The following is a 15,374-nucleotide window of genomic DNA, read 5'->3' as shown; positions in this document are numbered from 1 at the left end:
GGCGGGTCGCGGCGGGCGTCGGGGTGCCGATGGCGGTGGCGGGGAGGAGAGAGTCCATCAGGGCGAGTCCTCGGTGTCATAGGCGCGCAGGTTGACCGGCTCTCCGGTCTTGAGCGCGAGGCGGGAGAGCGAGGCGAGGGCGAGGAGCACCGCGCCGAGGACGCAGAGGAAGACGCCGAGGTCGAAGATCGCGGCGCTGGCAAGCTCGAATTCCTCGAGCGGCCAGAGGTGGATGTAGCTGTAGCCCGAGGTCAGGAAGGGCAGGCCGAAGGCCCAGGCGCCGGTGCCGGCGAGGAGGGCGGTGAGGACACCGGCCCCGATCAGGGCGTGGTGGTCGTAACGCTGGCGGGCATGGGTCCAGTCGTATCCCGAGGCCATGTATTGCATGAGATAGGCGATGGCGAAGACGAGGCCGGCGACGAAGCCGCCGCCGGGCAGGTTGTGGCCGCGCAGGTAGATGTAGATGCCGACCAGCATCGCCATCGGCAGGAGGAGCCGGGTGGCGACGACCAGCATCATCGGGTGGCGGTCGCCGGATTCCTTTGCCCTTGGCCAGGCCCGGAGCCGCCGGGTGACGGCGGGGCTGCGCAGGAGGGCCTGGGCGAGGGCGAAGATGACCAGGGCGGCGATGCCGAGGACGATGATCTCGCCGAAGGTATCGTAGCCGCGGAAATCGACGATGATGGTGTTGACGGCATTGGTGCCCCCGGCCCCCGGTTTCGACTGGGCGAGGTGGAAGGCCGAGATCGGCGGGAAGGCCGCCTCGCGCGTGAGCATGGCCCAGGCGAGGGCGCCGATGCCGAGGCCGGCGATGGCGGCGACGGTGGCGTCGCGCAGCCGGCGGGCGGGGCGGCTTTCGGCGGGGGTCTGCTTGGGCAGGAAGTGGAGCGCGAGGAGCATCAGGAGGATGGTCACCACCTCGACCGCGACCTGGGTGAGGGCGAGGTCGGGGGCGGAGAAGAGCATGAACAGGGGCGCGATCAGGAGGCCGGTGACGCCGGTCAGGATCAGGGCCACGACCCGGTTGCGGTGCAGCGCGGGGGTGGCGAGGGCGGCCGCGAGCATGACGGCCCAGATCGTGACCGTGACCGGATCGGCGGGCAGGGGCGCGCGGGTGCCGGGGCTGTGGCCCTGGCCGAGGAAGGCCCAGAGCGCGGCGGCAGCGATGGCGAGGACGGCGAGGGTGACGCTGCGGCCGAAGGCGCCGTCGTGCAGGCCCTCGGTGACGTGGCGCGAGAGGCGGGTCAGGGCGTCGGTGGCGGCGTCGAAAAGGCGCTTCGCCTCGGGCCGGGGGGCGCGGTCCCAGGCCGCGCGCAGCGGGCGGTAGAGGCCGAGGAGGAGGAGGCCGCCGCCGATCGCCGCGAGCGACATCCAGAGCGCGGGGGCCCCGGTCCCGTGCCAGTGGCCGATCTCCACCGCGACGGGCTGGCCGGTGACGGCGCCGGCGGCGATGTCGACGAGCCAGGCGGCGCTGGCCATGGGGAAAAGGCCGATCAGGACCACCAGCAGGACCAGGATGCCGGGGGCGGCCCAGAGGCCGGGGCCGGGGTCGTGCGGCGGGTGGGGATAGTCGCTGCGCCGGGGGCCGAGGAAGCCCTGGGCGAGGAGGCGGAAGCTGTAGCCCACCGAGATCGCCGCGCCGAGCGTGGCCAGCGCGCCCATCGCCCAGGGGGTGAGCCAGGCGGTATGGGCGGCTTCCTCGAGCATCAGTTCCTTGGAGAGGAAGCCGTTCAGGGGCGGGATCCCGGCCATGGAGAGCGCGGCGAGCAGGGCGATGGCGAAGGTGAGCGGCATCAGGTGGCGCAGGCCGCCGAGGCGGCGGAGGTCGCGGGTATGGGCGGAATGGTCGACGATCCCGGCCACCATGAAGAGCGCGGCCTTGAAGGTGGCGTGGTTCAGGATGTGGAAGACGGCGACGGTGGCGGCGGCCCTGGTGCCGAAGCCGAGCAGCATGGTGATCAGGCCGAGGTGGCTGACGGTCGAGAAGGCGAGGAGCGCCTTCAGGTCGTCCTTGAACATCGCGATGGTGGCGGCCAGGATCATGGTGACGAGGCCGGTGGTGGTGACGATCCAGAACCATTCGGGCGTCCCCGCCAGCACCGGCCAGAGCCGCGCCATCAGGAAGATCCCGGCCTTCACCATGGTGGCGGAGTGGAGATAGGCCGAGACCGGGGTGGGGGCGGCCATGGCATGCGGCAGCCAGAAGTGGAACGGGAACTGCGCCGATTTGGTGAAGGCGCCGGCGAGGATCAGGAGGAGGGCGGGCAGGTAGAGCGGGCTGGCCTGGATCGCCTCGCGCTGGGTCAGGATCTGGCTCAGGTCGTGGGTGCCGGCGATGGAGCCGAGGATCAGCATGCCCGCGATCATCGCAAGGCCGCCGCCGCCGGTGACGGCCAGGGCCATGCGGGCGCCCTGGCGGCCCTCGGGCAGGTGGCTCCAGTAGCCGATGAGGAGGAAGGAGGAGAGGGAGGTAAGCTCCCAGAAGACGAGGAGGAGGAGGAGGTTGTCGGAAAGCACGATCCCCAGCATCGCGCCCTGGAACATCAGGAGGTAGCTGTAGAACCGGCCCATCGGATCGCGGGGGGCGAGGTAGAAGCGGGCGTAGAGGATGATGAGAAGCCCGATGCCGAGGATCAGCCCGGCGAAGAGGAGGCCGAGGCCGTCGAGGCGGAAATCGGCGTTCAGGCCGAGCGCGGGGAGCCAGGCGAGGCGGGTCGCGATGCTGCCGCCCGCAAGGACGGCGGGGGCGGCGGCGAGCAGGAGCGCGAGGGCGGCCAGCGTGGGCAGGGCGGTGCCGAGCGCGGCCGGGGTGCGGCCGAGCCGGATCAGGACTGCGGGCAGCACTGCGCCCAGGAAGGGAAGCGCCACGATCAGGGCTGGGGTCATGCGGGTTGGCGTCCTCGTCGTGGCGGCAGGCGTCGCAGCGCGGCGGGTTTTGCGGAACCTTGCCCTTCGGGGCGGCAGATTCAAGGGCTTTCGGCCCCGAGCGGGTGGATTTCCGGGCCGGGGGGCCGTCCTTGGGGGCATCGAGCCCCCGCGGACGGCGCTGCCGCGGGGGGCGGGGGGAGTTGCGAGAAAGGGCAAGGCGCTTGCAGAGGGGAAGGGCAGGCGCTAGGGCGCAGGCATGGAACTGGTCGAGACCTTGATCGAGGATGCGCGCTGGCAAGGGCTTGGCCTTGCCGCGCTGGCGGAACGGGCGGCGCGGGCGGCGCTGGCCGGCGCGGGGCTGCCGGGCGAGGGCTTCGCGATCGGCCTGATGGGCTGCGACGATGCCCGGATCGCGGTGCTGAACGCCGATTTCCGCGGCAAGCCGCAGCCGACGAATGTGCTCAGCTGGCCCTCGGAGGAGAGGGGGGCGGAATTCCTGGGCGAGGCGCCGGAGCCGCCGGAGCCGGGCCCGGCGGATGATCCCGAATCCCTGGGCGACATCGCCATCGCCTGGGAGACCTGCGCGGCCGAGGCCGAGGCGCAGGGCAAGCCGATGGGGGAGCATGTGACCCATCTGATCGTGCATGGCGTGCTGCATCTTCTGGGCTACGACCATGTCGAGGACGAGGATGCCGCGCTGATGGAGGGGCTGGAGGTGCGGATACTTGCCAGCCTCGGGGTTTCTGACCCATATTAGGCGCTGCACCCGCGTGACGGGTGGTTGCTGGACAAAGGACCGATGGGCAGTAGCACCGACGGGTCACCCGCAGCGCAGGGCGCGCTGGACGGGTCGGCCGATGAACCCTCCCCTGACCAGGGCCAACGCGGCTTTTTCGGCAGGCTTCTTTCCGCTTTCAGCCCCGCTTCCGAACCGCAAGGCGCCGTGACCCAGCCCGGCGGACCCGCCGCGCCGCAGGGGCTGCATGTCCTGCGCCGGATGCGCGTCGACGACGTGGCGATTCCCAAGGCCGAGATCGTGGCCGTGCCGCTGGACATCGGCAAGGACGAGCTGGTCGCGGTCTTCCGCGAACACGGGTTCAGCCGGGTGCCGGTCTACAAGGGCACGCTGGACCATCCGCAGGGGCTGGTGCTGCTGAAGGACCTGGCGCTGCAGCATGGCTTCGGCGCGGGCGGGCGGTTCAGCCTGAAGCGGCTTCTCCGCCCGATCCTTTACGCGCCGCCCTCGATGCCCACCGGCGTCCTTCTGCAGAAGATGCAGAAGGAGCGCGCGCATATGGCGCTGGTGATCGACGAATACGGCGGGGTCGACGGGCTGGTCACCATCGAGGACCTGATCGAGACGGTGATCGGCGAGATCGAGGACGAGCATGACGAGGACGAGGGCGCGCTGTGGAAGGAGGAGAAGCCGGGGGTGATCCTGGCCCAGTCCACCGCGCCGCTGGAGGAGATCGAGGCCGCCATCGGCCTGCCCCTGCGCGCGGGCGAGGAGGACGAGGAGATCGACACGCTGGGCGGGCTGGTCTTCCTGCGCTCGGGCCGGGTGCCGGCGCGGGGCGAGGTGATCGCGCATGAAAGCGGCGTCCAGTTCGAGATCGTCGATGCCGATCCGCGCCGGATCAAGCGGCTGCGGGTGCGGCTGCCCTCGGCCCAGAGCGGCGCGGCCTGAGATGGCGCATCGGCTGGCTGGTCGGCGGCGGTTGGCGCTTGCCTTCGGCCTGGGGCTGCTGGCGGCGCTGGGCCAGGCGCCCTGGGGGCTTTGGCCGCTGACGCTGGCGGGGCTGGCGGGGCTGGTCTGGCTGGTGACGCGGGCGGAAGGCGCGCGGCCGGCGTTCTGGATCGGCCTTGCGGCGGGGACGGGGCATTTCGCGCTGGCGTTGTCCTGGATCGTCGAGCCCTTCCTGATCGACATCGCCCGGCACGGCTGGATGGCGCCCTTCGCGGTCCTGTTCCTGGCGGTCGGCCTGGGCCTGTTCTGGGCGCTGGCGGCGGCGCTGGCCCGGCGCGCGCGGCTGCCGGCGCTGGGCTTCGTCGCGAGTTTCACGGTGCTGGAATGGCTGCGGGGGGTGATCTTCACCGGCTTTCCCTGGGCGATGGCCGGCCATGTCTGGATCGGCACGCCCCCGGACCAGCTGGCCGCGCTGGCCGGGCCTTCCGGGCTGAGCCTCATGGCGCTTCTGGTCGCCGCGCTGCCGGTCATGTGGCGCTGGCGGGGGCTCGTGGCCTCGGGCGTGATGCTGGCGCTGGCCTTCGGCTTCGGCCTCTGGCGGCTGGACCAGCCGATGCCCGGGGACCGGGCCGTGACCCTGCGGCTGGTGCAGCCCAATGCCGAGCAGTCGCTGAAATGGGACCAGGCGCTGGCGGACGAGTTCCTGGGACGGCTCCTGGACCTGACGGCCGAGGGTATGCCCGCCGACCTGACGCTCTGGCCCGAGACGGCGGTGCCCTTCATGCTGGAATATGCGCCCACGGTCGCGGATCTGGTGGTCGCGGCCTCGAACGGGCGGCCGGTCGTGGCGGGGATCCAGCGCGAGGAGGCGGGGCGCTACTACAACAGCCTGCGCATCCTGGAGGGCGAGGGCGAGGAGCGGGTGCGCTATGACAAGGCGCATCTGGTGCCCTTCGGCGAATACATCCCCTTCGGCGACCTGGCCTATGACTGGTTCGGCCTGCGCGCCTTTGCCGCCCAGGCCGGGGCGACCTATTCGGCGGGACCGGGGCCGATGGTGCTGGACCTTGGCCCGATGGGAAAGGTGCTGCCGCTGATCTGCTACGAGGCGATCTTTCCCCGCTTCGTCAATGCCGCGCCGGAACGGGCGGACTGGATGCTGCAGGCCACCAACGATGCCTGGTTCGGGGTCTGGACCGGCCCGTTCCAGCATTTCGCCCAGGCCCGGCTGCGCGCGGTGGAGCAGGGCCTGCCCCTTGTCCGCGTGGCGAATACCGGGGTGACGGCGGTGGTCGATGCGCGCGGGCGGGTGGTGGCGGCGCTGCCCTTCGGCAGGATGGGGGCGCTGGACGCAGCCCTGCCGGGCGCGCTGCCGCCGACGCCCTATGCGCGCTGGGGCGACGGGCCGGTGCTTCTGTTGCTGGCCGGTCTCGGCCTTCTCGCGCTGCGCCGTCCGCGCCGCAACGCCCATTGACGCCCTGACCCCCGAGGTCTAGTCAGACGCATCTTGAACCGCCACAACGGCTTCCTGGCGTGGCGGGGATCCCCCAACGGAGCACTTCCATGAGCCGCAAAGATTACGTCTTCACTTCCGAGTCCGTCTCGGAAGGCCACCCCGACAAGGTCTGCGACCGCATTTCGGACGCCGTTCTGGACGCCTTCCTGACCGAGGAGCCGAACGCCCGCGTCGCCTGCGAGACCTTCGCCACCACCAACCGCGTGGTGGTCGGCGGCGAGGTCGGCCTGTCGTCGAAAGAGGCGACGGCGGCGATGCTGAAGCGGGTCGACGGCATCGTCCGCGACTGCGTGCGCGACATCGGCTATGAGCAGAAGAAGTTCCACTGGGACAAGATCAAGGTCCACAACTATCTGCACGAGCAATCGGCCCATATCGCGCAGGGCGTGGACCGCGACGGGGCCGGCGACCAGGGCATCATGTTCGGCTATGCCACGACCGAGACGCCCGAGTTCATGCCGGCGCCGATCCAGTATGCCCATGCGATCCTGCGCCGCCTGGCCGAGGCGCGCAAGACCGGCGCCGAGCCGACGCTGGGGCCGGATGCGAAAAGCCAGCTGACGCTGCGCTATGCCGATGGCAAGCCGGTGGAAGTGACCTCGATCGTGCTGTCGACCCAGCACACTTCGAAGCGGCAGACCTCGAAGGTGATCCGCAAGATCGTCGAGCCCTATATCCGTGAGGTCCTGCCCGAGGGCTGGATCACGAAAAAGACCGAATGGCACGTCAACCCGACCGGAACCTTCGTGATCGGCGGGCCGGACGGCGATGCGGGGCTGACCGGGCGCAAGATCATCGTCGACACCTATGGCGGGGCCGCGCCCCACGGCGGCGGGGCCTTCTCGGGCAAGGATCCGACCAAGGTCGACCGCTCGGCCGCCTATGCCGCGCGCTATCTGGCGAAGAACGTGGTGGCGGCGGGCCTTGCCGACCGCTGCACGCTGCAGGTCAGCTATGCGATCGGCGTGGCCAAGCCCCTGTCGATCTATGTCGACACCCACGGCACCGGCCAGGTCGAGGCCTCCCGCATCGAGAAGGCGGTGGCCGAGGTCATGGACCTGACCCCGCGCGGCATCCGCACCCATCTGGAGCTGAACCGGCCGATCTATGCCCGCACCTCGGCCTATGGCCATTTCGGCCGCGCGGCCGAGGCCGACGGCGGCTTCTCCTGGGAACGCACCGATCTGGTCGAGGCGCTGAAGAAGGCGGTCTGACCCCGCAGGACATCGCCGCCGGGAACCGCGCCGCCCCCTGCAAGGGACAGCGCATTCCGTTCAGGCGGGCGATGCGTATCTTGCCGCGATTTCGCCCGCGCGCTGCTGCGCCGCCATGAACTCTGCCGCCGAGAAGGCCTGCACGGTCTTCAACCCCGAGACGGCACCGGAGGCTCCGGCCACGACCAGTGCGGCCAGCATGTTCTGAAGGCTGTCCGATTCGGCGACCATGAGGAAATCGGATTCGCCGGTCGTGACATAGTAGGACAAGAGCTTTCCGCCCGCTGCGGCAACCAGTGCCGATGTTGCCGCCTCGCGATCCGACGGCCTGGCCAGAAGGCCCTTCATTGCCGCCGCAGTATAGCTTCCCGTGACGATGTAGCGTGCCATTGGATGACCCCCCTGGCACAGCCGCGCGGCCCGATGCCTCGCAGGCTGGTGCCAGGGAGAAGGGTATCACGAATGCGTGTGCCTGTATCGTCGTATCCGGCCGCCGGATCCGCCCCCTGACGGTACGGCCCGCTTGACCCCTGCTGCCTGCTCTGCTTGAAGGCCCCGGATCAATCCCGGGGCTTTTCGCATGAGTGAGGCGGGCGAACACCGCAATTTCTATGGCCGCATCCACGGCAAGACCCTGCGCGCGCAGCAGAAGGCGGATCTGGAGACCGGGCTTGCCGCGCTGGCGCTGAAAGGGGTGACGCGCGAGGAGAACCCCGCCCGCGCGGCCCTGGACCTGTCCTTCGCCGGCGGGCGGCCCCTCTGGCTGGAGGTGGGCTTCGGCGGCGGCGAGCATCTGGTGCATATGGCGGCCCGGAACCCCGGCATCTTCCTGATCGGCTGCGAACCCTTCGTGAACGGGGTCGCCATGCTGCTGGGCAAGCTGCGCGACGGCAAGGTGTCCAACGTCGCCATCCATCCCGGCGATGTGCGCGACCTGTTCGACGTGCTGCCCGAGGGCTGCCTGGCGAAGGTCTTCCTCAACTATCCCGATCCCTGGCCCAAGGCGCGCCACCACCGCCGGCGCTTCGTCTCTCCCGGCTATCTTCGCGCCCTCGCCCGGGCCTGCGCGCCGGGGGCCGAGTTCCGCGTGGCCACCGACATTCCCGATTACGTGCGCCAGACGCTGGAGGAGGTTCCCCCTGCCGGTTTCGAGCTGGTGCGGCAGGCCGGCGAGGGCGGCGCCTGGGAGGACTGGCTTTCCACCCGCTATGAGCAGAAGGCCCTGCGCGAGGGCCGGGCGCCGCATTACCTGACCTTCCGTCGCAAGTGAGTATTTGGGAAAAGAGCAAGACCTGCCGATTTGCTCTTTTCCACAAATACTCCCCCCGGAGGGTCCGACATCCAAACCCGCGCGCCGGTTCAGGGAATGGACCCGGGTGTCCGCTTGCGCTATCAGGCATCGCGAATGTGAGGGGAGTCCCAGATGTCCGGCCATGGTGAAGCGCAACCGATGAAATCCCGCAAGTCGGGGCCCTTGCGGGGCGTGGCCGAGGTGCCGGGGGACAAGTCGATCTCGCACCGCTCGCTGATCTTCGGGGCGATGGCGGTGGGCGAGACGCGGATCACCGGGCTTCTGGAAGGGCAGGACGTGCTGGACACGGCCGCGGCGATGCGGGCCTTCGGCGCGACGGTCACGCGGCAGGGCGAGGGGGCCTGGACGGTGAACGGCGTCGGCGTCGGCGGCTTCCGCGAGCCGGAGGACGTGATCGACTGCGGCAATTCCGGCACCGGGGTCCGGCTGATCATGGGGACGATGGCGACGACGCCGATCAGCGCGACCTTCACCGGGGATGCCTCCTTGCGCAAGCGGCCGATGGGGCGGGTGACGGACCCCCTGTCCCTGTTCGGGGCGCGGGCCTATGGCCGCCAGGGGGGCCGCCTGCCGATGACCGTGGTCGGCGCGGCGAACCCGGTGCCGGTGCGCTATGCGCTGCCGGTCGCCAGTGCTCAGGTCAAGTCGGCGGTGCTGCTGGCGGGCCTCAACGCGCCGGGCGAGACGGTGGTGATCGAGCGTGAGCCGACACGGGACCATTCGGAACGGATGCTCATCGGCTTCGGGGCGCAGCTGTCGGTGGAAAAGACCGGCGAGGGCCATGTCATCACCCTGACCGGCCAGCCCGAGTTGCGGCCGCAGACCGTGGCGGTGCCGCGCGATCCGTCCTCGGCCGCCTTCCCGGTCTGCGCGGCGCTGATCGTCGAGGGCTCGGACATCCTGGTGCCGGGGGTCAGCCAGAACCTGACGCGGAACGGGCTGTACCTGACCCTGGTCGAGATGGGGGCCGAGATCGAGTTCCAGAACCCGCGGGAAGAGGGCGGCGAGCCGGTGGCGGACCTGCGCGTGCGCTTCTCGGGGAACATGCAGGGGATCGAGGTGCCGCCCGAGCGGGCGCCGTCGATGATCGACGAATATCCGGTGCTGTCGGTGGTCGCGGCCTTCTCGCATGGCAGGACGGTGATGCGCGGCGTGAAGGAACTGCGGGTCAAGGAGAGCGACCGGATCGACGCGATGGCCCGGGGGCTGGAGGCCTGCGGCGTGCGGATCGAGGAGGACGAGGACACGCTGATCGTGCATGGCATGGGGCCGAGCGGCGTGCCGGGCGGGGCCACCTGCGCCACCCATATCGACCACCGGATCGCGATGTCCTTCCTGGTCTGCGGGCTGGCCGCGAAGGCCGAGGTCGCGGTGGATGACGGGTCGCCGATCCAGACCTCGTTCCCGGTGTTCCTGCCGCTGATGAACGGGCTTGGGGCGAGCCTGACCGCGGGATGAGGCAGGGCGATTCCGTGCGGACCCGGCCGGAATGGCTGGTGGCGGCGGCCCAGCGGGCGGCGTCGCTGGCGCGGGGACTGGCCGCGCGGGCGGATGCGGCCCTGGGCTATCCGCATCTGCGCCGCCGGTTCCGGCACCGCGTGGGCTATGCGCCGGATTTCGACAACCCGCGCAGCTTCAACGAAAAGATCAACTGGCGGAAGCTGCACGACCGGGCCAGCGTCTATCCGGTGATCAGCGACAAGGCCCGCATGCCGGAATATCTGGCGCTGCGTCTGGGCGCGGAGCGCGCCGCGGCGCTGGTTCCGACGCGGCGGCTGGTCACGGCCCGGCCGACCGCCGCCAATCTGGCGGCAGCGGGGACGGGGGTGGCGATCAAGGCCAGCCACGGCTCGGGCTGGGTGCGGATCGTGGCGGCGGGGGAAAGCCCGGACTGGCGGGCGCTGGCGGCCGAGGCGCGGGGCTGGCTGCGCCAGGTCTATGGCCAGACGCGGCAGGAATGGGCCTATTGGCCGATCCGCCCGCAGATCGTGGTCGAGGAGCTGATCCTGAAGGCCGACGGCACGCCGGCGGACGACATCAAGATCGCGGTGATGCAGGGGCGCGCGGTCTATCTGTTCGTCGAGGCGGACAGGTTCTCGGCGCATCGGCTGAGCTATTACACGCCGGACTGGCAGCCGCTGGAGGTGGCGATGGGGCGCAATCCGGTCGGGAACCACCGCCCGCCGCCCGCCCGGCTGGCCGAGATGGTCGCGCTGGCCGAGGAGATCGGCCAGGACTTCGACTATATTCGGGTGGACCTGCTGGACGGGGCGGAAGGGTTCCGGGTGAACGAGCTGACGCTGTATCGCTCCAGCGGCCTGGCGGCGATCGACCCGCCCGAGCTGGACTGGCAATGGGGCGCGCAGTGGCGGCACCGGCCCTATCGCGGGGTCTGGCCGGCGGACCGGCGCTGACGGCTGCGCCTTCCGGGCCGGGGCGATCTGCGCTATGTGCAGCGCAATGGGCGGGCAGGACGGGCGGATGGCATTGGGCTTTACGGTGGCGATCGACGGGCCGGCGGCGGCGGGCAAGGGAACCATCGCGCGGGATATCGCGGGGCGGTTCGGGCTGCGGCACCTGGATACGGGCCTTCTCTATCGCGCGGTGGGGGCGCTGGGCGGCGATCCGGTCGCGGCGGCGCTTGGCCTGAGGCCGGAGGACCTGCGGCGCGACGACCTGCGCAGCCTTGCGGCCGGGCAGGCGGCCAGCCGGGTGGCCGCGATTCCCGAGGTGCGCGCCGCGCTGGTCGAGTTCCAGCGCCGATTCGCCCGCGAGGAGCCGGGCGCGGTGCTGGACGGGCGCGACATCGGCACGGTGATCTGCCCCGAGGCCGAGGTGAAGCTTTACGTCACCGCCAGCCCCGAGGTTCGCGCGCACCGGCGCTGGCTGGAGCTTGGCGGAGACGAGGCGCGGGTCCTGGCCGAGGTGAAGGAACGCGATGCCCGCGACATGGGCCGGGCCGATGCGCCGCTGCGCCCGGCGGCGGATGCGGTGCTGATCGACACCAGCGCCATGTCCATCGGCGAGGCGGTGGAACGGGCCGCCGGCGTGGTCGAGGCGGCGCTGCGCCGGGCCGGCAGCGGCTGAGATGGCCCCGCGGCCCGAGGTCCGTTTCCACATCAACCCGCGGCAGGCCCGGGTCTGGCGCGGCAAGGAGCGGCTGGCGATCTTCACCCGGCTGGCACTCATGTGCGAGGCGCATGGCCTGACCTTTCGCGCCATCGCCCGGCCCGGCCACGAGATGACCGCGCAGGCGGGCGCGGCGGATGGCAACCTGCATATCGTCGAGAATGGCCAGATGCGGGGCGAGGGCTGGCTGAACACCGCGCTCGCCTATCTGCAGGGGTTCTGGCATCTGGACCCCGAGGGGATCCAGGCGGAAAGCAGCGCCGGGCGGGCGGTCTTCGATCCCGAGGCGGTGGAGCAGGAGGCGGCGCAGCACTTCCTGCGCCGGTTGCGCCGCCGCTTCGTCGCCCCGCGCCTGTCGCGCTTTCACCAGCCGCGAGACCCTGCGCAGGGCCTGCCGGAGGGGGCGGTCGCCCTGTTCCTGCAAGGGCGGTCGGCCTATCACAACGGGCGCTGCGCCCTGCCGATGGAGCGGATGATCCTTGCGGTCGCGGCGGGATCGGGCGGGCGGCCGGTGCTGGTCAAGCCGCATCCGCAGGCGCTGGACGAGGGCCGGGCGGCGATCGCGGCCGCCGTGGCGCAGGGCGCGCGGCTGCAGGCGACCGAGGCCAATGTGCATGACGTGCTGGCGGCGGCCTGCGTCACCGTCTCGGTCAATTCGGCGGTGGCGATCGAGGGATTCCTGCACCGCAAGCCCGCGATCCTGTTCGGGCGGTCGGATTTCCCCTCGCTGGCGGTGCGGGCCGGGGACGAGGCGGATTTCCCGCAGGCGCTGGCGGCGGCCCTGGGGCGGGGCTGGCCCTATGCCCGGATGCTGCACTGGTATTACAGCCGCCACGCGCTGGAACTGGCGGCCCCGGATTTCGAGGCCCGGGCCTTCGCGGCCTTCGAACGTGTCGGCTTTCCGAAGGACCGGCTGGGGCTTTGACCGGAACCATGCGCGCGTCCGGCGGTTCCTTCCGAAAGGAGGACCCGGCCATGGCGATCTTCAGGCTTCCCGATCTGCGCGGCATCTTGCGCGACCTGAAGGACGAGATCCTGCGCGACCGGGTGCTGGCGGTGGCGGCGGGCGTGACCTTCTATGCGCTGCTGGCGATCGTTCCGGCGATCACGGCGCTGATCTCGATCTTTGGCCTGATCCTGGCGCCGTCGGAGGTGCCGGACCTGCTGGCGCCGCTCTACGGCCTCTTGCCCGAGGAGGCGGCGGTGCTGGTGACCGACCAGGCCACGCGGATCGCGGCCAAGGCGGATGACGCGCTGTCGCTGACCGCGCTGGTCGCGCTGCTGATCGCGCTCTGGTCGGCCAATGGCGGCACCAAGGCGCTGATCGAGGCGCTGGGCATCGCCTATGACGTGCGCGAGACGCGGAGTTTCTTCCGGCTGACGCTGGTCGCCCTCGGCTTCACGCTGGGCGCGCTGGTGCTGGTCATCCTGCTGGGCGTGGCGGTGGCGGCACTGCCCTTCCTGGTCGAGCGGCTGGGGGGGGTGGCCGAGGCGCTGGTCCTGATCCTGCGCTGGCCGGTGATCCTGGCGCTGCTGCTGCTGGTACTGGCGGTGCTGTATCGCTGGGGCCCGAACCGGCCGGATGCCGAATGGCGCTGGATCACGCCGGGGGCGGTGGTGGCCGCACTGGGCCTGGTGGCGATCTCGGGCGGGCTGGGCTGGTATGTCGCCAATTTCGGCAGCTACGACGAGACCTATGGCTCTCTGGCCGCGGTGGTGGTCCTGATGCTGTGGATCTGGCTTTCGACCATGATGGTGCTGGTCGGAGCCGAGTTGAACGCCGAGCTTGACCGGCGCAGCCGGCGCTGACTTTCCTTGCGCCGGGGCGGCATTGGGTCTATAGCCGCCCCATCCCGAAGACATCCCCGCCACCGGCCTGCCCGGAGGTTGGGTCTTTCCATTCGGGGCCAAGACCGGCGGAGCCAACCGCAAGGCCAGTGAAAACACGAGAAAAGGAAACTGAACTACATGTGCGCTAAAGCATCCATGGACGAATTCGAAGCCCTTCTGAAGGAGAGCTTCGAGATCGACACGCCCGAAGAGGGCACTGTCGTCAAGGGCAAGGTCATCGCCATCGAGGCGGGCCAGGCCATCATCGATGTCGGCTACAAGATGGAAGGCCGCATCGACCTGAAGGAATTCGCAAATCCCGGCGAGGCCCCGTCGATCAACGTCGGCGACACCGTCGAGGTCTACCTGGACCGCGTCGAGAACGCCCGTGGCGAGGCCCAGATCAGCCGTGAGAAGGCCCGCCGCGAGGAAGCCTGGGACCGCCTGGAGAAGGCCTATGCCGCCGAGCAGCGCGTCGATGGCGCGATCTTCGGCCGCGTCAAGGGCGGCTTCACGGTCGACCTGGGTGGCGCCGTGGCCTTCCTGCCCGGTTCGCAGGTGGACGTCCGTCCGGTGCGTGACGCCGGCCCGCTGATGGGCATGAAGCAGCCGTTCCAGATCCTGAAGATGGACCGTCGCCGCGGCAATATCGTCGTGTCGCGCCGCGCGATCCTGGAAGAATCGCGTGCCGAGCAGCGCGCCGAAGTCATCGGCAACCTGTCGGAAGGCCAGACCGTCGACGGCGTGGTCAAGAACATCACCGAATACGGTGCCTTCGTCGACCTGGGCGGCGTGGACGGCCTGCTGCACGTCACCGACATGGCCTGGCGCCGCGTCAACCACCCGTCGGAAATCCTGTCGATCGGCGAGACCGTCAAGGTCCAGGTCATCAAGATCAACAAGGAAACCCACCGCATCAGCCTGGGCATGAAGCAGCTTCAGTCCGACCCGTGGGATGCCGTCGAGAAGATGTATCCCATCGGTTCGGTCCACAAGGGCCGCGTCACCAACATCACCGACTACGGCGCCTTCGTGGAGCTGGAAGCCGGGGTCGAGGGCCTGGTTCACGTCTCGGAAATGTCCTGGACCAAGAAGAACGTGCACCCCGGCAAGATCGTCTCGACCTCGCAGGAGGTTGACGTCATGGTTCTGGAAATCGACAGCGCCAAGCGTCGCGTCTCGCTCGGCCTGAAGCAGACCCAGCGCAACCCGTGGGAAGTCTTTGCCGAAACCCATCCGGTCGGTTCGGCGATCGAGGGCGAAGTCAAGAACATCACCGAATTCGGTCTGTTCGTCGGCCTCGACAACGACATCGACGGCATGGTCCACCTCTCGGACCTCAGCTGGGACCAGCGCGGCGAGGAAGCGATCCAGAACTACCGCAAGGGCGACACGGTCAAGGCCGCGGTCACCGAAGTGGATGTCGAGAAGGAGCGCATCTCGCTCTCGATCAAGGCTCTGGGCGACGACACCTTCACCGATGCGGTCGATGGCGTGAAGCGCGGGGCGATCATCACCGTCACCGTCTCGGCGATCGAGGATGGCGGGGTCGAGGTCGAGTACAACGGCCAGAAGTCCTTCATCCGCCGTTCGGACCTGTCGCGCGACCGCGCCGACCAGCGTCCCGAGCGTTTCCAGGTGGGCGACCATGTCGACGTCCGCGTGACCAACATCGACCCGAAGACCCGCAAGCTGGGCCTGTCGATCAAGGCGCGCGAGATCGCCGAAGAGAAGGAAGCCGTCGAACAGTATGGCTCGTCCGATTCGGGCGCCTCGCTGGGCGATATCCTGGGCGCGGCGCTCAAGGATCGCGGCTGA

Annotated in this window: 13 protein-coding genes and 1 riboswitch; of the genes, 11 read left to right on the top strand and 2 right to left on the bottom strand. The window is 70.0% G+C overall.

Annotation, left to right across the window (positions count from 1 at the left end):
- Window positions 1-57: 57 nt before the first annotated feature.
- Entirely contained in the window at window positions 58-2,886 is a 2,829-nt protein-coding gene (locus tag ACE3UA_RS03830; protein ID WP_374642683.1) for a monovalent cation/H+ antiporter subunit A, read from the bottom strand.
- Between the two features lie 238 nt (window positions 2,887-3,124).
- Here ACE3UA_RS03830 and ybeY point away from each other — a divergent pair, with 238 nt between their 5' ends.
- From ybeY to metK, 4 genes are all read left to right on the top strand, one after another.
- On the top strand, window positions 3,125-3,625 hold the full coding sequence (ybeY, locus tag ACE3UA_RS03825) for an rRNA maturation RNase YbeY (protein ID WP_374642681.1): 501 nt from the start codon (window positions 3,125-3,127) through the stop codon (window positions 3,623-3,625).
- A gap of 42 nt (window positions 3,626-3,667) precedes the next feature.
- Complete coding sequence (locus ACE3UA_RS03820) at window positions 3,668-4,555, top strand: transporter associated domain-containing protein (protein WP_374642679.1); 888 nt, start codon at window positions 3,668-3,670, stop codon at window positions 4,553-4,555.
- A 1-nt stretch (window position 4,556) separates the two neighbouring features.
- Window positions 4,557-6,029 (top strand): apolipoprotein N-acyltransferase, encoded by a 1,473-nt coding sequence (gene lnt / locus ACE3UA_RS03815; RefSeq protein ID WP_374642677.1) that lies wholly within the window; start codon window positions 4,557-4,559, stop codon window positions 6,027-6,029.
- 35 nt (window positions 6,030-6,064) lie between these two features.
- Window positions 6,065-6,113, top strand: a riboswitch (SAM-SAH riboswitch).
- A 5-nt stretch (window positions 6,114-6,118) separates the two neighbouring features.
- The gene (gene metK, locus ACE3UA_RS03810) at window positions 6,119-7,285 is read left to right on the top strand and encodes a methionine adenosyltransferase (RefSeq protein WP_374642674.1); all 1,167 of its coding nucleotides are present in this window, start codon (window positions 6,119-6,121) and stop codon (window positions 7,283-7,285) included.
- A 60-nt stretch (window positions 7,286-7,345) separates the two neighbouring features.
- Here the strand turns inward: metK and ACE3UA_RS03805 are convergent, their stop codons facing one another.
- Window positions 7,346-7,675, bottom strand: coding sequence for a GYD domain-containing protein (locus tag ACE3UA_RS03805; RefSeq protein WP_374642672.1), 330 nt, complete (start codon window positions 7,673-7,675; stop codon window positions 7,346-7,348).
- 190 nt (window positions 7,676-7,865) lie between these two features.
- Here ACE3UA_RS03805 and ACE3UA_RS03800 point away from each other — a divergent pair, with 190 nt between their 5' ends.
- The 7 genes from ACE3UA_RS03800 (at window position 7,866) to rpsA (ending at window position 15,374) form a co-directional block, all read left to right on the top strand.
- Window positions 7,866-8,555 (top strand): tRNA (guanosine(46)-N(7))-methyltransferase TrmB, encoded by a 690-nt coding sequence (locus tag ACE3UA_RS03800; protein WP_374642670.1) that lies wholly within the window; start codon window positions 7,866-7,868, stop codon window positions 8,553-8,555.
- Between the two features lie 153 nt (window positions 8,556-8,708).
- Window positions 8,709-10,055 carry a 3-phosphoshikimate 1-carboxyvinyltransferase gene (gene aroA / locus ACE3UA_RS03795; protein WP_374642668.1) on the top strand — a complete coding sequence of 449 codons (1,347 nt, stop codon included), beginning with the start codon at window positions 8,709-8,711 and terminating at the stop codon, window positions 10,053-10,055.
- Window positions 10,056-10,069: 14 nt separating this feature from the next.
- Complete coding sequence (locus tag ACE3UA_RS03790) at window positions 10,070-11,011, top strand: ATP-grasp fold amidoligase family protein (RefSeq protein ID WP_374642666.1); 942 nt, start codon at window positions 10,070-10,072, stop codon at window positions 11,009-11,011.
- Between the two features lie 73 nt (window positions 11,012-11,084).
- The gene (locus tag ACE3UA_RS03785; RefSeq protein ID WP_374642823.1) at window positions 11,085-11,684 is read left to right on the top strand and encodes a d(CMP) kinase; all 600 of its coding nucleotides are present in this window, start codon (window positions 11,085-11,087) and stop codon (window positions 11,682-11,684) included.
- Window position 11,685: 1 nt separating this feature from the next.
- Entirely contained in the window at window positions 11,686-12,651 is a 966-nt protein-coding gene (locus ACE3UA_RS03780) for a hypothetical protein (protein ID WP_374642664.1), read from the top strand.
- Between the two features lie 50 nt (window positions 12,652-12,701).
- Complete coding sequence (locus tag ACE3UA_RS03775) at window positions 12,702-13,535, top strand: YihY/virulence factor BrkB family protein (protein WP_374642662.1); 834 nt, start codon at window positions 12,702-12,704, stop codon at window positions 13,533-13,535.
- 159 nt (window positions 13,536-13,694) lie between these two features.
- Window positions 13,695-15,374 carry a 30S ribosomal protein S1 gene (rpsA, locus tag ACE3UA_RS03770; RefSeq protein WP_197647029.1) on the top strand — a complete coding sequence of 560 codons (1,680 nt, stop codon included), beginning with the start codon at window positions 13,695-13,697 and terminating at the stop codon, window positions 15,372-15,374.

The organism is Tabrizicola sp., assembly GCF_041919135.1.
In the GTDB taxonomy this organism is placed as follows: Bacteria; Pseudomonadota; Alphaproteobacteria; order Rhodobacterales; family Rhodobacteraceae; genus Tabrizicola.
Note: the sequence above shows the minus strand (reverse complement) of the source record. Positions and strands in the feature narration are given on the sequence as shown.

What these genes read in the sequence shown, in the direction of transcription:
- ACE3UA_RS03830 (WP_374642683.1), bottom strand. Translation starts at nt 2,886, where the DNA reads ATGACCCCAGCCCTGATCGTGGCGCTTCCCTTCCTGGGCGCAGTGCTG.
- ybeY (WP_374642681.1), top strand. Translation starts at nt 3,125, where the DNA reads ATGGAACTGGTCGAGACCTTGATCGAGGATGCGCGCTGGCAAGGGCTT.
- ACE3UA_RS03820 (WP_374642679.1), top strand. Translation starts at nt 3,668, where the DNA reads ATGGGCAGTAGCACCGACGGGTCACCCGCAGCGCAGGGCGCGCTGGAC.
- lnt (WP_374642677.1), top strand. Translation starts at nt 4,557, where the DNA reads ATGGCGCATCGGCTGGCTGGTCGGCGGCGGTTGGCGCTTGCCTTCGGC.
- metK (WP_374642674.1), top strand. Translation starts at nt 6,119, where the DNA reads ATGAGCCGCAAAGATTACGTCTTCACTTCCGAGTCCGTCTCGGAAGGC.
- ACE3UA_RS03805 (WP_374642672.1), bottom strand. Translation starts at nt 7,675, where the DNA reads ATGGCACGCTACATCGTCACGGGAAGCTATACTGCGGCGGCAATGAAG.
- ACE3UA_RS03800 (WP_374642670.1), top strand. Translation starts at nt 7,866, where the DNA reads ATGAGTGAGGCGGGCGAACACCGCAATTTCTATGGCCGCATCCACGGC.
- aroA (WP_374642668.1), top strand. Translation starts at nt 8,709, where the DNA reads ATGTCCGGCCATGGTGAAGCGCAACCGATGAAATCCCGCAAGTCGGGG.
- ACE3UA_RS03780 (WP_374642664.1), top strand. Translation starts at nt 11,686, where the DNA reads ATGGCCCCGCGGCCCGAGGTCCGTTTCCACATCAACCCGCGGCAGGCC.
- ACE3UA_RS03775 (WP_374642662.1), top strand. Translation starts at nt 12,702, where the DNA reads ATGGCGATCTTCAGGCTTCCCGATCTGCGCGGCATCTTGCGCGACCTG.
- rpsA (WP_197647029.1), top strand. Translation starts at nt 13,695, where the DNA reads ATGTGCGCTAAAGCATCCATGGACGAATTCGAAGCCCTTCTGAAGGAG.